Genomic DNA, 21,116 nt, shown 5'->3' on the forward strand with positions numbered 1-21,116 from the left:
GATTACGATCCTTTTTGACGACAACAGACGCCGTCAAAAAGGATCAGTATTTGCGAGACAGGACACCAGTATGCGTCTACGCCACATCGAAGTGATTCAAGCCATCTTGCAAACCGGCAACCTCGGCCATGCTGCCGAATTGCTGCAATTGCCCACGGCCACCCTCAACGCAACGCTGCAGGAAGCCGAACAGCAATTGGGCTTTATGCTGTTTGCCAGTATTCGCGGGAGGCTGCAAGCCACCCGCGACACCCTTGTGCTGCAACCCCTTATCAATCAGCTGTACCAGGCACTTGAGCCTCTGCGCCAGCTGGGCAACGAGCTGCGCCAGCATCAGGAACCGGCCTTGCGCATAGCCTGCAGCGAAACCCTGGCCCAACCGCTGCTGCCTCATTGCATAGGCGCCCTCAGACGGCGCTTTCCCGATACCCCGACAACCTTGAGCAGCCAGCCTTGCGCCGAAATTGTGCGCCGTCTGTTAATGGACGAATGCGATCTGGGCTTGAGCCTGCAGCAATCGGAGCAATCCGGGATCGAATCTCAGCCACTGGTTCAAGGCAAGGTGCAGTTTCTGGCGCCTCATGGCTGGTTGTCACCCAAGCACAAATACATCGCACTGCAAGAGCTGGCGGGACAGGCAATGATCGGCCTGCATCAGCACGACCCGTTGAGCCGCCTGCTCGACAGCAAGCTGCAAGCCTTGCGTCCGGCACCGGTGGTGCAGATTCAGGTGCAGAGTTACCAGATGATGCGCAGCATGGTCGAAGCGGGAGAAGGACTGGCGCTGGTCGACCCGTTCACGGCAGTGGGTGCCAGGGCAAGCGGGCTGGATGTGTGCCCGATTTCACCGGCGATCCCGGTGACGCTCTATGCGCTTACACGCAAAGGCACCCGGCACGGGCTGGCACTGGATGCCTTGCTGGAGATTGTGCGGCAAAAGGCCGAGGCATTGCTGGCGGATCAGGGCTTGGTGGTGCTTTAAAACACGATCCCTGTAGCAGCCGCCGAACGCAGCCTCGCAGAGCTCGACAACTGCTACAGATCCCTGCGCTCAAATATCAAATACCAGAAAATAGCCACTTCACGGGTCTGCGGGTCAATACCGCGATAGCGCAAATCATCGATGCCCCCTACCTGATACCCGCAACGCTCATACAACCGGCAGGCGCCCAGGTTGTTGTTCTGGGTCTCGAGCATGATCCCCGGCAGGTTTTTTTTATGGCTCCAGAACCTCACCACTTCCAGCAATGACCTGGCCACACCGTGGCGACGGGCGCCCGCGATAACGGCCAGTTCATCGACATGGGCAAAGCCGTTCCAGTGGGTGCTTACCACCACATGCCCCACGGGCTGGTTGTCCAGGTACGCCATAAAGATGTCGCTGCTCTTGCCACCGCGGTAGCTGGCGAACTCATCCGGGTCGATGCCGTAGCACTTGCGATAGGGCGTAATCAGCTCCAGCGGCCAGTGCTCGACCTTTTTATGGCGGTCGGCACGGGCATAGGCACGAACTTCAAAGCTGAAATCGTTGCACCAGACATAGGGCGCAAAACCCTCGTCGGCCAGGCGTACCGAGACTTGAGGGTCTTGGGGGTTGATAACCAGATGCATGAAAAATCCTTCTTTCCTGTCGTCGACGCTGACAATAAGCGGCAGCGGCAGTCAGGTAGGCGCCAGGTTACTGCAGCGTCTGCCCTTTCGCGTCGAGGAGTTGCGCCCACAACGACGGGCCGCCAGCCGATTTGGCAATGGCTTCAAGTCGAGCCGCATGCTCGGTCAAGTCGCTTTCACTTGCACGAATAATCCGGCCCGGTTGACGGTCCGCCGACAGGCGGCGAATTTCGCTGGCCTGATTGCCCGACCCCTCACCCGAGCCATTACCGTCAGAAGCATTCCCGGCCAACGACAGGCTGGTCTGGCCACCGGTCATGGTCAGGTAAACGTCGGCCAGGATCTCGGAGTCGAGCAAGGCGCCGTGCAGCTCACGGCCCGAGTTGTCGACACCATAGCGTTTGCACAGCGCGTCGAGGCTGTTGCGCTGGCCCGGGTGACGGGCCCGTGCCATGGCCAGGGTATCGAGGATGGTGCAGTGCTGAGTCAGGTCGGCGCGATCGGTCTGGCCGATCAGGGCAAACTCGTTGTTGAGGAAGCCCACGTCAAACGCAGCGTTATGAATAATCAGCTGTGCGCCCTTGATGAATTCGAAAAACTCATCGGCGACTTCAGCAAAACGCGGCTTGCCCACCAGGAATTCATTGGTAATGCCGTGGACGCCAATGGCGCCTTCGTCACTTTCACGGTCGGGTTGCAGATACACGTGAAAATGGCGACCGGTCAAACGGCGCCCCATCAACTCGACGCAACCGATCTCGATCACCCGGTGGCCGTCGGTGACCGGCATACCGGTGGTTTCGGTATCGAGTACAACACTACGCATGCTTGATTCCCCGTACCTGATCGACCCCACGATTGGCCAACTGGTCGGCGCGCTCGTTGCCGGGATGGCCGATGTGACCGCGTACCCACTGCCATTTCACGGTGTGACGACTGACCTGCTCATCGAGCAGCTTCCACAGGTCGGCATTTTTTACCGGCTCCTTGGAGGCGGTTTTCCAGCCGCGTTTTTTCCAGTTGACCATCCACTCGGTGATGCCTTTCATCACATACTGCGAGTCAGTCACCAGCAGCACCTCACACGGACGCTTGAGCTCTTCAAGCCCGCGAATGGCGGCCATCAGTTCCATGCGGTTGTTGGTGGTACTGGCCTCGCCACCCCAGAGCTCTTTCTCGACACCCTGGCAGATCAGCAAGGCACCCCAGCCACCCGGGCCAGGATTGCCCTTGCAGGCACCATCGGTGAACATTTCAACGCTATCAATCATTGCAAACTATCCAGGTAAGGCTGCTTATGGCCTGACCATCAGCAATGGCCAGCACCTGAGCCGGGCAAACCCGGCCCAACATAAATTTAGGAGTCTGTGTGGCGCCGATTGACCTTGGCCATCTGCAAGGGAATCAGCTTGCCCATCGGTTCCCGGCGCATCGGGTTGACAGGGCGCAAGCCCACCACCATTTTGCGAGCAACCAATACATAGAAGCCGCCACCTGCCAATTGCCAGCTACCGGCCTTGCGTTCCCAGCCGGACAAGCGGCTTTGCCACACTTTGGAAGCGAGCGGCGGACGATAGCACCCGAAGCGGCGTTTCTCCAGCGCAAAGCCCAGCAGGTTCAGCCAGTCGGCGACCCGTGAAGGTGAGATACAGCGTGCCTTGCGCAGGGCATCCTTGGCGAAGACATGGCGCAAGCCCCAACTGCTCCAGGGGTTGATCCCGACAATCAGCAGGTGCCCGCCAGGGCGTACGCTGCTGGCCGCTTCGCGCAACAGACCGTGGGGCGACAGACAGAAATCCAGCCCGTGCTGCAGCACCACCACGTCGGCAGCGTGCTCGCACAATGGCCAGGCCTGTTCTTCGCAGATGATTTCAACACCCGGTAATGGCGCGCCCAGGCGTACGTTGCGCTGAACCTGCGGGGCCTTGGGCGGGGTGTCGGCAGCAGGGCCGTAATGCACCAGATAGCCGCCGAAAAAGCGCCCCAGCTCGTCCTCAAGCACGCGTTGCTCATCTTCGAGCAACAACTGCCCATGGGGGCCAGACAGCCACTCACGCGCCGAACTGATCAGTGCCAGCCACTCAGGATCAGCCTGAGCCAATGCTTTATCGGTCATTGCTCCTCCAACTCGCCCTTTATCTGTCGCAAGCCCTGACGACGCGACTCGCAATAAAACGTCAACAGCCCCTAAGATGCGCCATTGTTTCACACTTGGGAATTGCACCATGTTACAGATCGACGCCCTGCCCGCCTTCAACGACAACTACATCTGGTTGTTACAGGACACTACCCAAAAGCGCTGCGCCGTGGTCGACCCGGGTGATGCCGCGCCTGTTCTGGAGTGGCTGGCCAGGCGCCCGGACTGGGTCCTCAGCGACATTCTGATCACCCATCACCATTTCGATCATGTGGGCGGTGTCGCGCAACTTCACGCACACACTAACGCGAAGGTCTGGGGGCCGGCGCTTGAGACCATACCGGCCCGACAAGTGGCACTCAACGACGGCGACCGCATCGAGGTACTGGGCCTGGAGTTCCAGATCCTGCTGGTACCCGGCCATACGCTTGGGCATATCGCCTACTATCACCAAGACCCGACAGCGCCCCTGCTGTTCTGTGGCGACACCCTGTTCGCCGCGGGTTGCGGCCGACTGTTCGAGGGCACCCCGGAACAGATGCATCACTCCCTGACTCGCCTGGCCGCGCTGCCCGCCCACACCGGCGTGTACTGCACCCACGAATACACCTTGAGCAACCTGCGCTTCGCCCAGGCCGTGGAACCGAACAACCCGGATATTGCCGCGCGTGTAGCGCAAGTCACGCAGTGGCGGGCTGAAGGTCGTATCAGCTTGCCATCATCTATGGCACTGGAACTACGCACAAATCCCTTTCTGCGAGTCCACGAAACATCTGTTAAAGAAAAAGCTGACGAGTGGAACTCCCGCGACAACGACTCGCCCAGTGCGGTCTTTGCCAGCCTGCGCAGCTGGAAAGACAGGTTCTAAAACCGGCCGCGGTCAGAACAAAAATTCTCAACAGTTGACCGCGCCCCCCCTGCTTTCTAGAATCCCCCGACATTTTTTCCTGACTTTTTTCAAAACAATGTCGTCATTTAAAGGTAACTCCATCAATTCAGACGCATTGACGCGCATGGTCAAAGCCATTGCGGTGGCTGTCTGCGCCACGCTCGCGGGCTGCCAGTCCATGGATCATTCGGCGCAGACCACGGAGCGGGCCAGCCTTAAAATCGCCAAACGCATTCCCCAGGATCCACTCTGGCTCAGCCAGAAGCCCAGCCCCCTCCCCCCTCAAGATGTGTGGGAGCGCATGCGCCAGGGTTTCAAGTTGCAGGACGGCCAGAACGTCAACCCCCGAATTGAACAACAGCGCCTGTGGTTTGCGAGCAACCCGTCGTTTCTCGAGAATGCGGGCGAGCGCGGCAGCCTTTATATCCACTACATTGTAGAGCGCCTCGAAGAACGCAATATGCCGCTGGAACTGGCCCTGCTGCCAGCCATTGAAAGCGCCTACAACCCAATGGCGTATTCCCACGCAAATGCGGTCGGGCTCTGGCAGTTCATTCCGTCGACAGGCCGCTACTTCAACCTGCGTCAAACCCGTGCCTACGATGGTCGCCGTGACATTACCGCCTCGACGCTGGCAGCCCTGAACTACCTGAACCGTCTGCATGACATGTTCAACGGCGACTGGCTGCTGGCCCTGGCGGCCTACAACGCTGGCGAAGGTACCGTCAGCCGGGCCATCGAGCGCAACGAAAAGCTCGGCCTGCCGACCGACTACTGGAACCTGCCACTGCCGCAGGAAACCAAAGACTACGTGCCAAAACTGCTGGCCCTGTCACAAGTGGTTCTGGCCCCTGAAGCTTACGGCATCAACCTGAACCCGATCGCCAACGAACCCTACTTCGAAATGGTCGAGATCAAACAGTCCATGGACCTGTCCCGCGTGGCAGCCCTGGCCGAAATCGACGAAGACGAAATGTTCCAGCTCAATCCGGCCTACAAACAGCGCGCCACCACCGATGGCCCCCAGCATCTGCTGGTACCTACGGCCAAAGCCCAGCTGTTGACTGCCAGCCTGTCCAATCTCAGCTCCGACCAACTGGTCAGTCTTCGCCCCAACAAGCCGGTATTTGACAAGGTTGCAAGCACATCCCCAGCTCGCCTGAACCGCAAGTACCGGGTCAAGAGCGGCGACAACCTGACCCTGATTGCCAAGGCCAACAAGGTCAATGTCAAAGACTTGCAACACTGGAACAAGCTCAGCGGCAACAACCTCAAGGCCGGCCAGGTCCTGGTGATGCAGGACACACGCAAGCCCTCGGGCAAAAAGCCGACCCAATACAAGGTCCAGAAAGGCGACTCGCTGTATATGGTGGCCAAGCGTTTCAACGTTGAAATGCAGCATCTCAAGCGCTGGAATCCAAACAGCGCAAAAGCCCTCAAGCCGGGGCAAATGCTGACCGTTTCCAAACCCCGATAAGCACAGCGCTGACATCCCCCGCGGGCAAGCTGATTCCTACACAAAAGTAGGCCGCAGCTTGCCCGTCGTGCTTACCAGCGTGGCCTTTTTCCTACAGATACAAGCTGTTACTGTACGGAAACCTTAAGCCCAATGCCTGGATCGGATCTCTGACTTGACGCGTCCCCTCCTTACGCTATTTATCTGCCTGGCCTTGAGCTTCACCGCCAGCGCAAACCTGAGCGAAAGCCACGGTTATGCGCAGTTCGGCACACTCAAGTACCCCGCCACCTTTACCCATTTCGACTGGGTAAACCCTGACGCCCCCAAGGGCGGCACCTTGAAGGTCATGGCGTTCGGCACGTTCGACACGATCAACCCCTACACCTTCAAAGGCACCAGCCCGGTTTCGACTCCCAACTTCCTGCAGTACGGGGTCAATGAACTCAACGAAACCCTGATGGCCGGTACGGGCCAATATGCCCCCTCCGGCGATGAGCCAACATCCAGCTATGGTTTGATCGCTCAATCAGTGGAGTACAACGAGGACCGCAGCTGGGTCGTCTTTAACCTGCGACCCGAAGCCCGCTTTCATGATGGGACGCCGATCACTGCCTACGATGTTGCCTTCTCCTACGACCTGTTACTAAAAGAAGGTCATCCGCAGTACCGCACCAATCTTCAGGAAGTCCAGCGAGTCGATATCCTGGGCCCCAAACGAATTCGTTTTGTCTTCAAGCGCTCAGGCAACCCGTTGCTGATTTTGCGCCTGGGCGAACTGCCCGTGTTGCCCCAGCATTACTGGGTAAAGCGCGACTTCAAAGCCACCACCTTCGAGCCACCGCTGGGTAGCGGCCCCTATCGCATTACCCGGGTTACCCCCGGGCGCCAACTGGTCTTTGAGCGCGTCAAGAACTGGTGGGGCGCCAACCTGCCGGTCAACCGCGGCAAATACAACTTCGACCGGGTTGAAGTGGAGTTCTACCGCGACAGCGATGTCGCCTTCGAGGCGTTCAAGGCCCGCGAGTTCGACATTTACATCGAGCACCAGGCCAAGAACTGGGCCAATGGCTATAACTTCCCGGCGGTACGCCGCGGCGATGTGATCAAGGCCGAAATTACCCACCAGATCCCGACACAAACCCAGGGGCTGTTTATGAACAGTCGCCGCGCCACCTTTGCGCAAAACAAAACCCGTGAGGCCCTGGGCCTTATGTTTGATTTTGAATGGACCAACCGCACCCTGTTCAACGGCGCCTACCAGCGCGCCGTGAGCCATTACCCCAACAGCGAATTCTCGGCCAGCGGCATTCCCCAGGGGCATGAGTGGCTGATGCTGTCACCCTGGCGCAGCCAACTACCGCCCGAACTGTTCAACCAGGCCTTTACCTTGCCGCAAACCGACGGCCGCGGCATCCCCCGCGCAACTCTGCGCCAGGCACTGGCACTGCTGGATGAAAGCGGCTGGAAACTGTCGGGCCAGCGCCTGGTCAATAGTGAAGGCAAACCCCTGCGTTTCGAAATATTACTGGTAAACCCGAACCTTGAGCGCATCCTGCAACCCTATGTGGAGAACCTGGCCAGCATTGGCGTCGATGCCCGGCTGCGCACCGTGGATCGCGCGCAATACAAGCAGCGCCTGGACCAGTTCGACTTTGACATGATCCTGATGACCCTTGACCAGACCCTGAGCCCCGGCCTTGAACAGTGGCAGTACTTCCACTCCAGCCAGGCCAACGTCAAGGGCAGCAAAAACTATGCAGGGGTAGCCAGCCCGGTGGTGGACCAACTGCTCGAGCGCCTGCTGGCCGCACGGACCCGCGACGAGCAATTGTCTGCCGGCCAGGCCCTGGACCGCGTGTTGCTGTGGCAGCACTACATCATTCCCAACTGGTATCTGAACTATCACCGCCTGGCGTACCGCAACCGGTTCGCCTTTGTGACTACGCCGCCCTACACCCTGGGCCTCAGCGCGTGGTGGCTTAAGCCTACGGAGAAAAAACAATGATGCCTTTGCGTACATGGCTAAAGCCCCTTGCCAGCTTGTTGTTTGCCGGTTTTGCCTGCACGGCCATGGCCGCTCCCCAGCATGCCTTGACCCTCTATGACGAGCCGCCGAAATATCCTGCCGACTTCAAGCATGTCGACTACGTCAACCCGCAAGCCCCCAAGGGCGGTACCTTTCGCAAGTCTGCGCTGGGCAGCTTTGACAGCCTCAACCCGTTTATCAATAAAGGCGTGCCAGCCGACGACATTGATCTGACCTTCGATACCCTGGCCCGGCAAACCCTCGACGAGCCTTTTACGTCCTACGGCCTGATTGCCGGGAAAATCGAGAAAGCCCCGGATAACAGCTGGGTGCGGTTTTACCTGCGCCCGGAAGCGAAGTTCAGCGATGGCCATCCGATTCGCGCCGAAGATGTCGTGTTCAGCTTCGATACCCTGATGAAAAGTGGCTCGCCGCTGTACAAGGGTTATTACAGCGATGTCGACCAGGCCATCGCGGAAAACCCGCTGCAAGTGAAATTCACCTTCAAGCACAACAAAAACCGTGAACTGCCGCTAATCCTTGGCCAGCTCCCGGTTCTGCCCAAGCACTGGTGGGAAACCCGCGACTTCAACAAGGGCAACCTGGAAATCCCTCCCGGCAGCGGCCCCTACACCATCGCCGAGATCAAGCCCGGGCGCTCGATCCGCTACGAGCGCAACAAGGACTATTGGGGCAAGGACCTGCCCATCAACAAGGGCCTGTACAATTTTGATGCCATCACGGTCGATTACTTTCGCGACAACAGCGTTGCCTTCGAAGCCCTCAAGGCCGGTCAGTTTGATTACTGGCTGGAGATCAGCGCCAAAAACTGGGCCGGAGCCTACAACTCTCCGGCATTTACTCAGGGCCGCCTGAAAAAAGAAGAAATCCGCAACCACAATCCAACAGGCATGCAGGGATTTGTCTTCAACCTGCGCAGGCCAATGTTCCAGGATGTGCGTGTACGCGAGGCGCTAAGCCTGCTGTTCGACTTTGAATGGGCCAACAAGCAACTGTTCAACGGTGCCTATGCGCGCACTGGCAGCTACTTCGAAAACTCGGAAATGGCCGCCAAGGCGCCGCCGACCGAAGCTGAACTGGCCATTCTGGAGCCCTTGCGCGGCCAGATTCCCGAGCAGGCGTTCAGCCAGGTGTTCAAACCCAGCGTCACCGACGCCAGCGGCATGATTCGCGAGCAACAGCGCCGCGCCTACCAACTGCTGCAAGACGCCGGCTGGCGCATCGTCGATGACAAGATGGTCGACGCCCAGGGCAAGCCGGTGAAGATCGAATTCTTGCTGGCACAAACCGAATTCGAGCGCATCCTTCTGCCGTTCAAGCGCAACCTCAGCGACCTGGGCATCGATTTGCAGATTCGCCGGGTCGACACCTCCCAATACCTCAACCGCCTGCGCTCAAGGGATTACGACATGATTGTCGGCAGCTTCCCGCAGTCCAGCTCACCCGGCAGCGAGCAGCGCGAGTACTGGGAATCACAAAGTATCGACAAACCCGGCAGCCGAAACTTTATCGGCCTCAAGGACCCGGCCATCGACCAGTTGACCGAGGGCCTGATCAACGCCGAGTCACGGCAAAGCCTGATCAACCATGCCAGGGCGCTGGACCGTGTGTTGCAGTGGGGCTTCTACGTGATCCCCAACTGGCATATCAAAACCTGGCGCGTGGCCTACTCGAACCATATCGGCCATCCCGAAGTTACGCCCAAATACGATATCGGCACCAACACCTGGTGGGCCAAACCTGACGCAAAACCTGCACCCTCTACCAAACCTTCAAGCGCGAGCCAGGAGCCTTAAATGCTGGCTTATATTTTCAGGCGACTGCTGCTGATCATTCCGACACTGTTCGGGATTCTGTTGATTAACTTCATCATTATCCAGGCGGCCCCCGGCGGCCCGGTTGAACAGATGATCGCCAAGCTCGAAGGCTTTGACGGCGCCACCAGCCGCATCGCCGGTGGTGGTTCGGAAGTGTCGGTGGCGGGCTCCAACTACCGTGGCGCCCAAGGGCTGGATCCGGAACTGATCAAGGAAATCGAAAAGATGTACGGTTTCGACAAGTCGGCGCCGGAACGCCTGTGGATCATGATTAAAAACTACGCCCGACTGGACTTCGGCGAAAGCTTCTTCCGCGACGCCAAGGTCATCGACCTGATCAAGGAGAAAATGCCGGTCTCCATCTCGCTGGGGTTGTGGAGCACCCTGATCATGTACCTGGTGTCGATCCCCCTGGGGATCGCCAAGGCCACGCGCCACGGCAGCCACTTTGATGTCTGGACCAGTTCACTGATCATCATCGGCTACGCCATCCCGGCCTTTCTGTTTGCCATCCTGCTGATCGTGCTGTTTGCCGAGGGCAGTTACCTGGACTGGTTCCCTCTGCGCGGCCTGACGTCCAACAACTTTGACGAACTGAGCCTGGGCGGCAAGATTCTCGATTACTTCTGGCATCTGGCATTGCCCGTTACGGCACTGGTTATCGGCAACTTCGCCACCATGACCCTGCTGACCAAAAACAGCTTTCTCGACGAGATCAACAAACAGTATGTCGTCACTGCCAAAGCCAAGGGCCTGACCAACCACCGGGTGCTCTATGGCCATGTGTTCCGCAATGCCATGCTGCTGGTTATTGCCGGTTTCCCGTCGGCCTTTATCGGAATTTTCTTTACCGGCTCACTGCTGGTCGAAGTGATTTTCTCCCTCGATGGCCTGGGCCTGATGAGTTTCGAGGCTGCTATCAATCGCGACTACCCGGTTGTCTTCGGCACCCTGTTTATCTTTACGCTGGTCGGGCTGGTGGTGAAGCTGATCGGTGACCTCTCATACACCCTGGTCGATCCGCGTATCGACTTTGAAAGCAGGGAGCATTGAGATGAAGCTATCCCCCCTCAATCGACGCCGTTTTGCCCGTTTCAAAGCCAACAAGCGTGGCTGGTGGTCGCTGTGGATCTTCCTGGTGCTGTTCGGGCTGAGCCTGAACGCCGAGTTCATTGCCAACGACAAACCCTTGGTGATCAATTACGACGGGGAGTGGTATTTCCCGGCGCTCAAGCGCTATCCAGAGACCGACTTCGGCGGTGAATTCCCCCTCGAAGCCAACTACAAAAGCCCGTATATCCGTGAACTGCTGGCCAAGAAAGATGCCTGGGTTGTGTGGCCACCCATCCCCTACAGCTATCAAAGCATCAACTACGACCTGAAAGTCCCTGCCCCTGCCCCGCCCTCCGCCGAGAACTGGCTGGGCACCGACGACCAGGGCCGCGACGTGCTGGCCCGAGTGATTTATGGCTTTCGCATATCGGTGCTGTTCGCCCTGACCCTGACGGTACTGAGCTCCATCATCGGCGTGATCGCCGGGGCCTTGCAGGGCTTTTATGGTGGCTGGGTCGACCTGGCCGGTCAGCGCTTTCTGGAAATCTGGTCAGGCTTGCCCGTGTTGTACCTGCTGATCATTCTCGCCAGTTTTGTGCAGCCCAATTTCTGGTGGCTGCTGGGCATCATGCTGCTGTTCTCGTGGATGAGCCTGGTGGACGTCGTGCGCGCCGAATTCCTGCGTGGGCGCAATCTGGAGTATGTGCGCGCCGCCCGCGCCCTGGGCATGCAGGACATGGCCATCATGTACCGCCACATCCTGCCCAACGCCATGGTCTCCACCATGACCTTTATGCCGTTTATCCTCACTGGCGCCATCGGCACCCTCACTGCCCTGGACTTCCTGGGCTTCGGCCTGCCCCCGGGCGCGCCGTCGCTGGGCGAACTGGTGGCCCAGGGCAAGTCCAACCTGCAAGCGCCCTGGCTGGGCATCAGTGCATTCGCAGTGCTGGCCATCATGCTCAGCCTGCTGGTGTTTATCGGTGAGTCCGCTCGCGATGCCTTCGACCCGAGGAAATAAGATGACGCAGGACAATCTGATCGAAGTGCGCGACCTCAGCGTCGAGTTTGTAGCGGGTGACACACCGCAGCGGGTGGTGCAAGGCGTCAGTTTTGATATCAGGCGCGGCGAAACCCTGGCCCTGGTGGGCGAAAGCGGTTCGGGCAAATCGGTGACCGCGCACTCGATCCTCAGGTTGCTGCCCTACCCCCTTGCACGCCACCCCAGCGGCAGCATCGCCTACGGCGGCCAGGATTTGCTCAGCGTGGACGAGAAAAAGCTGCGCAACATTCGCGGCAACCGCATTGCGATGATTTTTCAGGAGCCCATGACCTCCCTGAACCCGCTGCACAGCATTGAAAAACAAATCAATGAGGTGCTCGGCATTCACAAGGGGATCACCGGCAAGGCCGCTACCCTGCGCACCCTGGAGCTTCTGGAGCTGGTAGGCATACCCGAGCCTCACAAACGCCTCAAGGCGCTGCCACACGAGCTCTCAGGGGGTCAGAGACAGCGCGTGATGATCGCCATGGCCCTGGCCAATGAACCCGAACTGCTGATTGCCGACGAACCTACCACCGCCCTGGACGTGACCGTTCAGCTTAAAATCCTCGACTTGCTCAAGGATCTGCAAGCCCGCCTGGGCATGTCGTTGTTACTGATCAGTCACGATTTGAACCTTGTACGAAGAATTGCGCATCGCGTATGTGTCATGCAGCGCGGTTTAATCGTCGAACAAGCATCGTGCGAGCAGCTGTTCCGTTCGCCGCAGCATCCTTACACCCGGGAACTGCTCAGCGCAGAGCCCAGCGGAGGCCCGGCCAGCACCATTGCCGGTCCGCCATTGCTGCAAGTCGAGGACCTGAAGGTATGGTTCCCGATCAAGAAAGGCCTGCTGCGCAAGACCGTCGATTACGTGAAAGCGGTGGACGGTATCAATTTCAGCTTGCCCCAGGGGCAGACCCTGGGAATTGTGGGTGAAAGCGGATCGGGCAAATCAACGCTGGGCCTGGCGATTTTGCGTCTGATTGCCAGCAAGGGCCTGATCAGCTTTGAAGGCAAACGGCTAGACTGTCTGTCACAGAAAGAAGTCAGGCCATTGCGACGGGAAATGCAGGTGGTATTCCAGGACCCGTTTGGCAGTCTCAGCCCGCGCATGAGCGTCAGCGAGATTGTCGGTGAAGGGTTGCGCATTCACCGTATGGGCACCGAAGCGGAACAGGAAAGTGCAATTATTGAAGCCTTGCGAGAAGTAGGTCTGGATCCGGAAACCCGGCACCGTTACCCTCACGAGTATTCAGGCGGACAACGGCAAAGAATCGCCATTGCCCGCGCACTGGTGTTAAAGCCGGAGTTGATATTGCTGGACGAGCCAACCTCTGCGCTGGACCGCACAGTACAACGCCAGGTTGTTGAACTGCTGCGCTCACTGCAAGCCAGGCACAACCTGACGTATTTGTTTATCAGCCATGACCTGGCTGTCGTCAAAGCGCTGAGCCACCAATTGATGGTGGTCAAGCATGGCCAAGTGGTCGAACAGGGTGATGCGCAAAGTATCTTTGCCTCACCGCAACATCCATATACACAACAGCTGCTGGAAGCCGCCTTTTTGGCACCAGTGGCTGTCGATTAACCTGATAGAGGAACAACACATGGGTTTTCTCACCGGTAAGCGCGTACTGATCGTTGGTGTCGCTAGCAAATTGTCCATCGCTTCTGGCATTGCTGCCGCCATGCACCGTGAAGGCGCCGAGCTGGCTTTCACTTATCAGAACGAAAAGCTGAAAGGTCGTGTTGAAGAATTCGCCGCAGGCTGGGGTTCGAACCCTGAGCTGTGCTTCCCTTGCGACGTTGCCAGCGATGAAGAAATCGCCAAGGTCTTCGAAGACCTGAGCAAGAAGTGGGACGGTCTGGACTGCATCGTTCACTCAGTAGGTTTCGCTCCTGGCGACCAGCTGGATGGCGATTTCACCGACGCCACCACCCGTGAAGGCTTCCGCATCGCTCACGACATCAGCGCCTACAGCTTCGTGGCCCTGGCCAAGGCTGGTCGCCCGATGATGAAAGGTCGCAACGGCAGCCTGCTGACCCTGTCCTACCTGGGCGCCGAGCGCACCATGCCTAACTACAACGTGATGGGCATGGCCAAGGCCAGCCTGGAAGCCGGTGTACGTTACCTGGCAGGCAGCCTGGGCCCTGAGGGTACTCGCGTTAACTGCGTATCGGCAGGCCCGATCCGTACCCTGGCAGCGTCGGGCATCAAGAACTTCCGCAAAATGCTGGCGGCCAACGAAGCGCAGACTCCACTGCGTCGCAACGTGACCATCGACGAAGTCGGCAATGCCGGCGCCTTCCTGTGCTCGGATCTGGCATCGGGCATCAGCGGCGAAATCATGTACGTAGACGGTGGCTTCAACACTACCGCCATGGGCAGCCTCGAAGAGTAAACCCTTCGTTACAAGCGCTACTCAAAAACGCCCGGTGTAGAGATTGCATCGGGCGTTTTTTTGCCTCGCGACAATCTCTGGGAGATGATCTGTGGGAGCGGGCTTGCCCGCGATACGTCAGACAGAGCGCATGGATGCCATCGCGAGCAAGCCCGCTCCCACAAAAAAACCAGCGCAAAAAAATGGCCGCTCAATGAGCGGCCATTTTTAGCGAAGCAGGCTGAACTTAGTAGCGCTCAACCTTGGCTTCGTTTTCCAACTGCTTGCGGTAGGCAGCAAAGTCTTGCTGGCCAACACGCGAAGCGAGGAAGCGGCGATACGACGCTTTCTCTTCTTCAGTCGGCGCTACTGCATCGTTGACGCCGTTCAAACGCAATACAACCACAGTGCCATCTGCCAGGGTGACACTGCTGAATGTCGGCTTGTCCTTGGCTGCAGGTTTCGGCATGCGGAATACCGCTTGCAGCACGGCAGGATCAATACCTTCCTGACGACGGGCAACCGCTTCCTGGACCTTCCACGCCTGACCATCAACCGGCTGGTTCAACGGCAGTTTGCCATCGCGCAGCTCCTTGATGATTTCTTCAGCACGGGTTTTGGCCGCAGCACTGGCGTGCTCTTTGACCAGTTGCGCACGAATGCTCGAGGCAACAGCCTCCAGCGGCAACTGCTCAGGCTTGCGGTGCTCCTTGACGCGCAACACCACTACGGTCTCAGGGTCCAGCTCCAGGGCTGTACTGTTCGCGCCCTCATCCATCACTTCGGTGCTGAATGCGGCCTGAATCACAGCGCGATTGGCGGTGACACCCTCGCCCCCCTCGCGACCAAATGGCGCAGAGGTATGCACAGTCAGCTTAAGCTCTTGAGCTGGCTGAGCCAGATCGGACGCTTCAAATGCCGAGTCTTCCAATTGCTTGGTTGCATCGACAAACAGGCGTTCAACCTGCTGGGTTTTCAGGTCATGGGTCAGCTTGTCTTTCAGGCTGGCAAAGCTCGGCACTTCAGGTGCTTCAACACCCAGCAGCTTGATCAGGTGATAACCGAAGCTGGTGCGTACCGGCTCCGAAACCTGGTCCTGCTTCAACCCGTAAACAGCCGTTTCGAACACAGGATCGTAAACACCAGGGCCTGCGAAGCCCAGGTCACCGCCATTGGCAGCCGAACCCGGATCCTGAGAGAACTCCTTGGCCAGAGCTTCGAAGCTTTCACCTTTGGTCAGACGCTGCTGAATCTCGGCGATCTTGGCTTTGGCCTGCTCGTCGCTGACCTTGTCGTTCACTTCGATCAGGATATGCGCAGCGCGGCGCTGTTCGGCCAGGTTGGCGATTTCCTTTTGATACAACGCTTGAAGCTCATCATCCTTCACGGCTACCTGGTCAAAGAAAGAAGATTTCTTCAACTCGATATAGTCGATCACGACCTGATCAGGGGTCATGAATTCCTTGGCGTGCTCGTCGTAGTAAGCCTTGATTTCGTCATCGCTCAGTTTCACCGCAGCCGGGTCGGCCTTGATGTTCAGCGAAGCGAAATCACGGGTTTGTTTCTCAAGACGGGCGAACGCATTCACCTGTTCGTCGGTCACGAAACCACTGCCCGCCAAACCGGCACGCAGCTGACCAATCAGCATTTCTTCGCCCAGCATGTTACGGAACTGCAAGCGACCGTAACCCAGTTGACGGATCACCTGGTCGAAACGCTCAGGGCTGAATTTGCCGTCTTCCTGAAATTCAGGAGTCAACAGAATGACTTGGTCCAAAGCGGCTTCAGAAAACGAAAACTTCGCGTCTTTGGCGCCTTGCAGCAACAGCTTGCGATCGATCAACCCTTTGAGGGCCGCTTCACGCAGCATTTTTTCATCCAGCAACGACGAGTCGAAATCCTTGCCCAACTGCTGCAGCAGCTGCCGGCGTTGCATATCGACGGCCTGGCTCAGTTCAACCTGGGTGATTTCTTCACCGTTAACCTTGGCAGCATCCTGGCTGGTAGAGGTGGCTTGAAAAATGGCATCGAAACCGGTCAACGCCATTAACGCGACGATGACACCGATGATGGTCTTGGCAATCCAGCCTTGTGAATTGTCCCTGATATTTTGCAGCATGCTTCCCCCAGAAACGGTCTTGCATAATGAGCAACCGTGGAGCGTGGGTAGAGTCCGGATAGAAGAAAGGCGCATCCGAGGATGCGCCTTCTCGTAACTGGCGGAGCGGACCGGGCTCGAACCCGCGACCCCCGGCGTGACACATCGATGTTGCCACCGACTGCACTACCGCTCCGCTGCCAAGCCTGGCGTGCGCCTGACCCGGTTGGGTAAAAGGTGTTACAGAAACTTAGTTAACCGCTTCTTTCAGTGCTTTACCGGCTTTGAAGCCTGGCTTTTTGGCAGCAGGAATTTCCAGCGTTTTACCGGTCTGTGGGTTACGACCAATACGGGCAGGACGATCGGTTACAGAGAAAGTACCAAAACCAACCAGTACCACAGAGTCGCCAGCTTTAAGAGCGCCAGTGACGGATTCGATTACTGCGTCCAGCGCACGGCCAGCTGCAGCTTTCGGGATATCAGCAGATGCAGCGATAGCATCAATCAGTTCCGACTTGTTCACTCTAAGTCCCCTTATATCTGTCTGAGTATGTTTCTAAAGTTTTTTGGTAAAAGCAAAACGACTGCTGAAGCACTTACGGACACTTATAGAGCCGCTTTATAACAAGGGCTCTAAAAAGCGTCAAGAAAGCCCGTCAGGCGAATCCGTATTAATGCGTGCTAATTCTTTCCTTAGAGTCAGATTCTCGTTTGTCGTCCTTGGCAACAATCTCGGGAGCCACATCCGGCAAGGGCTCCGGGGCGTATTGCAGCGCAATTTGCAGGACTTCGTCAATCCATTTAACCGGTTTAATCTGAAGATCCTGTTTGATGTTGTCAGGAATTTCCTTCAGGTCACGAACGTTCTCTTCAGGAATAATTACAGTTTTGATGCCACCACGGTGAGCAGCAAGTAATTTTTCCTTCAGGCCACCAATCGCCAACACCTGACCACGAAGGGTAATTTCACCGGTCATGGCAACATCGGCGCGTACCGGAATCAGGGTCAATGCAGAGACCAGGGCAGTACACATTCCCACACCAGCACTAGGGCCATCTTTAGGCGTAGCGCCTTCGGGCATGTGAATGTGAATATCGCGTTTTTCGTGGAAATCCAACGGGATACCCAGGCTCTTGGCGCGGCTGCGCACCACCGTCAATGCAGCGGTGATGGACTCTACCATCACGTCGCCCAGCGAACCGGTCTTGATCAGCTGGCCTTTGCCAGGAACAACGGCCGCTTCAATGGTCAACAACTCGCCACCCACCTGGGTCCAGGCCAGGCCGGTCACTTGACCGATCTGGTCCTGAACTTCAGCCAAACCGTAGCTGAATTTTCTTACGCCCAAAAAGTGCTCAAGTAGCTCCGGCGTGACGGTGACCGCAAAGCGTTTTTCCAGCGCATGCTCTTTGACCGCCTTGCGGCAGATCTTCGCAATCTGGCGCTCAAGGCCCCGCACACCGGCTTCGCGGGTGTAGTAGCGGATCATGTCGCGGATGGCTTCGTTATCAAATGCCAGCTCGCCCTTCTTCAAGCCATTGGCTTCAATTTGTTTCGGGGCCAGGTATTTGACAGCAATGTTGATTTTTTCGTCTTCGGTGTAGCCAGGCAGACGAATGACTTCCATCCGGTCCAGCAAGGCTGGCGGGATGTTCATCGAGTTGGACGTACACAGGAACATCACATCGGAGAGGTCGTAATCAACCTCGAGGTAATGGTCGTTGAAATTGTGGTTCTGCTCGGGATCGAGCACTTCAAGCAGTGCAGACGCCGGATCGCCGCGCACGTCACTGCCCATCTTGTCGATTTCATCAAGCAGGAACAGCGGGTTGCGCACACCAACCTTGGTCATCTTTTGAATCAATCTTCCTGGCATCGAACCGATGTACGTACGGCGATGGCCACGAATTTCCGCTTCGTCACGCACGCCACCCAAGGCCATACGCACGAATTTACGGTTTGTTGCGTGGGCAATGGACTCAGCAAGCGAGGTTTTGCCTACACCCGGAGGACCGACCAGGCACAGAACCGGACCACGAATTTTCTTCACACGCTTTTGCACGGCAAGATATTCGAGAATCCGTTCTTTGACTTCGTCCAGACCGTAGTGATCTGCGTCCAGAATGTCTTCAGCACGCTTGAGATCCAGGCGCACCTTACTCTGAGCCTTCCACGGCACCTGCACCAGCCAGTCGATGTAGGAGCGCACCACGGTGGCTTCTGCGGACATTGGCGACATTTGCTTGAGCTTGTTCAGCTCCGCCTGGGCCTTGGCCATTGCATCTTTCGGCAAACCGGCAGCATCGATGCGTTTTTTCAGCTCTTCGATTTCATTGTGACCTTCGTCACCATCACCCAGCTCTTTCTGAATGGCCTTCATCTGCTCATTCAGGTAGTACTCGCGCTGGCTGCGCTCCATTTGCTTTTTGACGCGGCCACGGATGCGCTTTTCGACTTGCAGCAAGTCGATCTCGGCATCCAGCAGGGCCAGAACGTGCTCGACACGGGCCTGCAGATCGATGATTTCGAGGATTTCCTGCTTCTGCTCGATCTTGAGTGCCATATGGGCAGCCATGGTATCGACCAGACGGCTTGGCTCGTCAATGCTGTTAAGCGATGACAGAACCTCGGCCGGGACTTTTTTGCCCAGTTGCACGTATTGCTCGAACTGCGAAAGCAGGCTGCGCACAAAGACCTCGGATTCGCGATCCGGGGCAGCCACTTCGTCAATCAGGGAGACTTCGGCACTCAGATAACCATCTGCCTGACCAAAATGCTCAACCGCACCGCGCTGCTCACCCTCAACCAGCACTTTGACCGTGCCGTCCGGGAGCTTGAGCAGTTGCAGAACAGTTGCAATGGTACCGACGCGATACAGGGCGTCTTCGCCCGGATCGTCGTCAGCCGGATTCTTTTGAGCCAACAGCAAAATTTGCTTGTCGCCCGTCATCGCAGCCTCAAGGGCCTCGATCGACTTCTCGCGTCCCACGAACAGTGGGATCACCATGTGCGGATACACAACAACATCACGCAACGGCAGGAGAGGCAATTCGATGGTTGTCTTCATGATTTCGCCTCTACGGCGGCCATAAGGCCGTAATCAGATGGATGTAAGCTTGAAGCCAAGATGGGGGCAGTCTTGAAAAAAAACAAGCGTTGAACGACAGGAAAAACAAAGGGGCCCGAAGGCCCCTTCTTTAACACGCAATGTGGAATGCCAGCATTACATTTACGCGTCAGGTGCAACCTTGGCAGTCGCTTCGTTGTTTTCATAGATCAACAACGGCTTGGACTTGCCTTCTATAACGCTTTCGTCGATCACAACTTTACTCACCTCGGATTGCGAGGGGATTTCATACATTGTGTCGAGCAGCACGCCTTCAAGAATCGAACGCAGGCCACGAGCGCCCGTTTTGCGCTCCAGAGCACGCTTGGCCACGGCCTTCAAGGCGTCGGCACGGAACTCAAGATCTACACCTTCCATCTCGAACAGCTTGCCGTACTGCTTGGTCAAGGCGTTCTTCGGTTCGGTGAGGATCTGCATCAAGGCAGCCTCGTCCAGCTCGTCCAGGGTTGCCAGCACAGGCAGACGACCCACGAATTCCGGGATCAGGCCAAACTTGACCAGATCGTCAGGCTCGACTTCACGCAGGGATTCGCCAACCTTCTTGCCCTCTTCCTTGCTGCGCACTTCGGCACTGAAGCCGATGCCGCCGCGAGTCGAGCGAGCCTGTACAACCTTCTCAAGGCCCGAGAACGCACCACCGCAGATAAACAGGATGTTGCGGGTATCAACCTGCAAGAACTCCTGCTGCGGGTGCTTGCGGCCGCCTTGAGGCGGTACGGAAGCCACGGTACCTTCGATCAGCTTGAGCAATGCCTGCTGCACACCTTCACCGGAAACATCACGGGTAATCGAAGGGTTGTCAGACTTGCGCGAAATCTTGTCGATTTCATCGATGTAGACAATGCCCATCTGGGCTTTTTCTACGTCGTAATCGCATTTCTGCAGCAGCTTCTGAATGATGTTTTCAACATCTTCGCCTACGTAACCGGCTTCAGTCAGCGTGGTTGCGTCAGCGATGGTGAAAGGTACATTCAACAGGCGTGCAAGGGTTTCTGCCAGCAGGGTCTTACCCGAACCGGTAGGGCCGATCAGCAGGATGTTGCTCTTGCCGAGTTCGACGTCGTCGTTTTTCTTGTCACGCTGGTTGAGGCGCTTGTAGTGGTTGTACACCGCTACAGCCAAAACCTTTTTGGCACGTTCCTGACCAATGACGTATTGATCAAGGATGCCGCTGATTTCTTTTGGCGATGGTAATTTATGCGCGCTGCTCTCGGCCTGGGCTTCCTGCACCTCCTCACGGATGATGTCATTGCACAGGTCAACGCATTCGTCGCAGATAAAGACCGAGGGGCCGGCAATCAATTTGCGCACTTCATGCTGGCTTTTGCCACAGAAGGAGCAATAGAGCAATTTGCCGTTGTCCTCGCCGTTGCGGGTGTCAGTCATTCGATCGATCCAAATCCGATAGGCTTGCAACACAAGATGAAGGCAACTGCGGGCTTTTTCAAGCC

Annotated in this window: 17 protein-coding genes; 9 read left to right on the plus strand and 8 right to left on the minus strand. The window is 57.3% G+C overall.

What is annotated here, in order from left to right:
- The first annotated feature begins 70 nt into the window (after nucleotides 1–70).
- Nucleotides 71–982, plus strand: coding sequence for a LysR substrate-binding domain-containing protein (locus FHL07_RS10665; protein ID WP_095001695.1), 912 nt, complete (start codon nucleotides 71–73; stop codon nucleotides 980–982).
- 53 nt (nucleotides 983–1,035) lie between these two features.
- Here FHL07_RS10665 and FHL07_RS10670 read toward each other — a convergent pair whose 3' ends face one another.
- The 4 genes from FHL07_RS10670 to FHL07_RS10685 all read right to left on the minus strand — a co-directional run bounded on the left by FHL07_RS10670 (nucleotide 1,036) and on the right by FHL07_RS10685 (nucleotide 3,727).
- Entirely contained in the window at nucleotides 1,036–1,611 is a 576-nt protein-coding gene (locus FHL07_RS10670) for a GNAT family N-acetyltransferase (RefSeq protein WP_138738450.1), read from the minus strand.
- A 67-nt stretch (nucleotides 1,612–1,678) separates the two neighbouring features.
- A complete protein-coding gene (dnaQ, locus tag FHL07_RS10675) occupies nucleotides 1,679–2,437 on the minus strand; it encodes a DNA polymerase III subunit epsilon (RefSeq protein WP_095001697.1) in 759 nt (252 codons plus the stop codon).
- Nucleotides 2,430–2,882, minus strand: coding sequence for a ribonuclease HI (rnhA, locus tag FHL07_RS10680; RefSeq protein ID WP_138738451.1), 453 nt, complete (start codon nucleotides 2,880–2,882; stop codon nucleotides 2,430–2,432). Before rnhA ends, dnaQ begins: the two co-directional genes overlap by 8 nt.
- Nucleotides 2,883–2,968: 86 nt before the next feature.
- Nucleotides 2,969–3,727: a methyltransferase domain-containing protein gene (locus FHL07_RS10685; protein ID WP_095001699.1), complete on the minus strand. Its 759-nt coding sequence runs from the start codon at nucleotides 3,725–3,727 to the stop codon at nucleotides 2,969–2,971.
- Nucleotides 3,728–3,836: 109 nt separating this feature from the next.
- Here FHL07_RS10685 and gloB point away from each other — a divergent pair, with 109 nt between their 5' ends.
- From gloB to fabI, 8 genes are all read left to right on the plus strand, one after another.
- Complete coding sequence (gene gloB, locus FHL07_RS10690) at nucleotides 3,837–4,616, plus strand: hydroxyacylglutathione hydrolase (RefSeq protein WP_095025492.1); 780 nt, start codon at nucleotides 3,837–3,839, stop codon at nucleotides 4,614–4,616.
- Between the two features lie 97 nt (nucleotides 4,617–4,713).
- On the plus strand, nucleotides 4,714–6,114 hold the full coding sequence (locus FHL07_RS10695; RefSeq protein WP_095001701.1) for a lytic transglycosylase domain-containing protein: 1,401 nt from the start codon (nucleotides 4,714–4,716) through the stop codon (nucleotides 6,112–6,114).
- A 181-nt stretch (nucleotides 6,115–6,295) separates the two neighbouring features.
- The gene (locus tag FHL07_RS10700; protein WP_410000166.1) at nucleotides 6,296–8,101 is read left to right on the plus strand and encodes an extracellular solute-binding protein; all 1,806 of its coding nucleotides are present in this window, start codon (nucleotides 6,296–6,298) and stop codon (nucleotides 8,099–8,101) included.
- Nucleotides 8,098–9,939 carry an extracellular solute-binding protein gene (locus FHL07_RS10705; protein WP_095001703.1) on the plus strand — a complete coding sequence of 614 codons (1,842 nt, stop codon included), beginning with the start codon at nucleotides 8,098–8,100 and terminating at the stop codon, nucleotides 9,937–9,939. The genes FHL07_RS10700 and FHL07_RS10705 overlap by 4 nt, the downstream gene beginning before the upstream one ends.
- Nucleotides 9,940–11,013 carry a microcin C ABC transporter permease YejB gene (locus tag FHL07_RS10710; protein ID WP_138738453.1) on the plus strand — a complete coding sequence of 358 codons (1,074 nt, stop codon included), beginning with the start codon at nucleotides 9,940–9,942 and terminating at the stop codon, nucleotides 11,011–11,013.
- A gap of 1 nt (nucleotide 11,014) precedes the next feature.
- Entirely contained in the window at nucleotides 11,015–12,034 is a 1,020-nt protein-coding gene (locus FHL07_RS10715; RefSeq protein WP_095019320.1) for an ABC transporter permease, read from the plus strand.
- A 1-nt stretch (nucleotide 12,035) separates the two neighbouring features.
- Nucleotides 12,036–13,646 (plus strand): ABC transporter ATP-binding protein, encoded by a 1,611-nt coding sequence (locus FHL07_RS10720; RefSeq protein WP_138738454.1) that lies wholly within the window; start codon nucleotides 12,036–12,038, stop codon nucleotides 13,644–13,646.
- Between the two features lie 19 nt (nucleotides 13,647–13,665).
- Entirely contained in the window at nucleotides 13,666–14,460 is a 795-nt protein-coding gene (gene fabI / locus FHL07_RS10725; RefSeq protein ID WP_016782317.1) for an enoyl-ACP reductase FabI, read from the plus strand.
- Nucleotides 14,461–14,686: 226 nt separating this feature from the next.
- Here fabI and FHL07_RS10730 read toward each other — a convergent pair whose 3' ends face one another.
- The 4 genes from FHL07_RS10730 to clpX form a co-directional block, all read right to left on the minus strand.
- Entirely contained in the window at nucleotides 14,687–16,558 is a 1,872-nt protein-coding gene (locus FHL07_RS10730) for a SurA N-terminal domain-containing protein (RefSeq protein ID WP_138738455.1), read from the minus strand.
- A 229-nt stretch (nucleotides 16,559–16,787) separates the two neighbouring features.
- The gene (locus FHL07_RS10735) at nucleotides 16,788–17,060 is read right to left on the minus strand and encodes an HU family DNA-binding protein (RefSeq protein WP_016782315.1); all 273 of its coding nucleotides are present in this window, start codon (nucleotides 17,058–17,060) and stop codon (nucleotides 16,788–16,790) included.
- Between the two features lie 148 nt (nucleotides 17,061–17,208).
- Entirely contained in the window at nucleotides 17,209–19,605 is a 2,397-nt protein-coding gene (gene lon / locus FHL07_RS10740) for an endopeptidase La (RefSeq protein WP_138738456.1), read from the minus strand.
- A 162-nt stretch (nucleotides 19,606–19,767) separates the two neighbouring features.
- Complete coding sequence (clpX, locus tag FHL07_RS10745) at nucleotides 19,768–21,051, minus strand: ATP-dependent Clp protease ATP-binding subunit ClpX (protein WP_016782313.1); 1,284 nt, start codon at nucleotides 21,049–21,051, stop codon at nucleotides 19,768–19,770.
- Nucleotides 21,052–21,116 lie beyond the last annotated feature (65 nt).

The sequence above is a fragment of the Pseudomonas sp. FSL W7-0098 genome (assembly GCF_005930585.1).
In the GTDB taxonomy this organism is placed as follows: domain Bacteria; phylum Pseudomonadota; class Gammaproteobacteria; order Pseudomonadales; family Pseudomonadaceae; genus Aquipseudomonas; species Aquipseudomonas bubulae.

Bases quoted from the DNA above. Each gene is read 5' to 3' on its own strand.
- FHL07_RS10695 (WP_095001701.1), top strand. From the start codon at position 4,714: ATGTCGTCATTTAAAGGTAACTCCATCAATTCAGACGCATTGACGCGC.
- FHL07_RS10665 (WP_095001695.1), top strand. From the start codon at position 71: ATGCGTCTACGCCACATCGAAGTGATTCAAGCCATCTTGCAAACCGGC.
- FHL07_RS10685 (WP_095001699.1), bottom strand. From the start codon at position 3,727: ATGACCGATAAAGCATTGGCTCAGGCTGATCCTGAGTGGCTGGCACTG.
- FHL07_RS10730 (WP_138738455.1), bottom strand. From the start codon at position 16,558: ATGCTGCAAAATATCAGGGACAATTCACAAGGCTGGATTGCCAAGACC.
- fabI (WP_016782317.1), top strand. From the start codon at position 13,666: ATGGGTTTTCTCACCGGTAAGCGCGTACTGATCGTTGGTGTCGCTAGC.
- FHL07_RS10720 (WP_138738454.1), top strand. From the start codon at position 12,036: ATGACGCAGGACAATCTGATCGAAGTGCGCGACCTCAGCGTCGAGTTT.
- clpX (WP_016782313.1), bottom strand. From the start codon at position 21,051: ATGACTGACACCCGCAACGGCGAGGACAACGGCAAATTGCTCTATTGC.
- dnaQ (WP_095001697.1), bottom strand. From the start codon at position 2,437: ATGCGTAGTGTTGTACTCGATACCGAAACCACCGGTATGCCGGTCACC.
- lon (WP_138738456.1), bottom strand. From the start codon at position 19,605: ATGAAGACAACCATCGAATTGCCTCTCCTGCCGTTGCGTGATGTTGTT.
- FHL07_RS10710 (WP_138738453.1), top strand. From the start codon at position 9,940: ATGCTGGCTTATATTTTCAGGCGACTGCTGCTGATCATTCCGACACTG.
- gloB (WP_095025492.1), top strand. From the start codon at position 3,837: ATGTTACAGATCGACGCCCTGCCCGCCTTCAACGACAACTACATCTGG.
- rnhA (WP_138738451.1), bottom strand. From the start codon at position 2,882: ATGATTGATAGCGTTGAAATGTTCACCGATGGTGCCTGCAAGGGCAAT.
- FHL07_RS10670 (WP_138738450.1), bottom strand. From the start codon at position 1,611: ATGCATCTGGTTATCAACCCCCAAGACCCTCAAGTCTCGGTACGCCTG.
- FHL07_RS10715 (WP_095019320.1), top strand. From the start codon at position 11,015: ATGAAGCTATCCCCCCTCAATCGACGCCGTTTTGCCCGTTTCAAAGCC.
- FHL07_RS10705 (WP_095001703.1), top strand. From the start codon at position 8,098: ATGATGCCTTTGCGTACATGGCTAAAGCCCCTTGCCAGCTTGTTGTTT.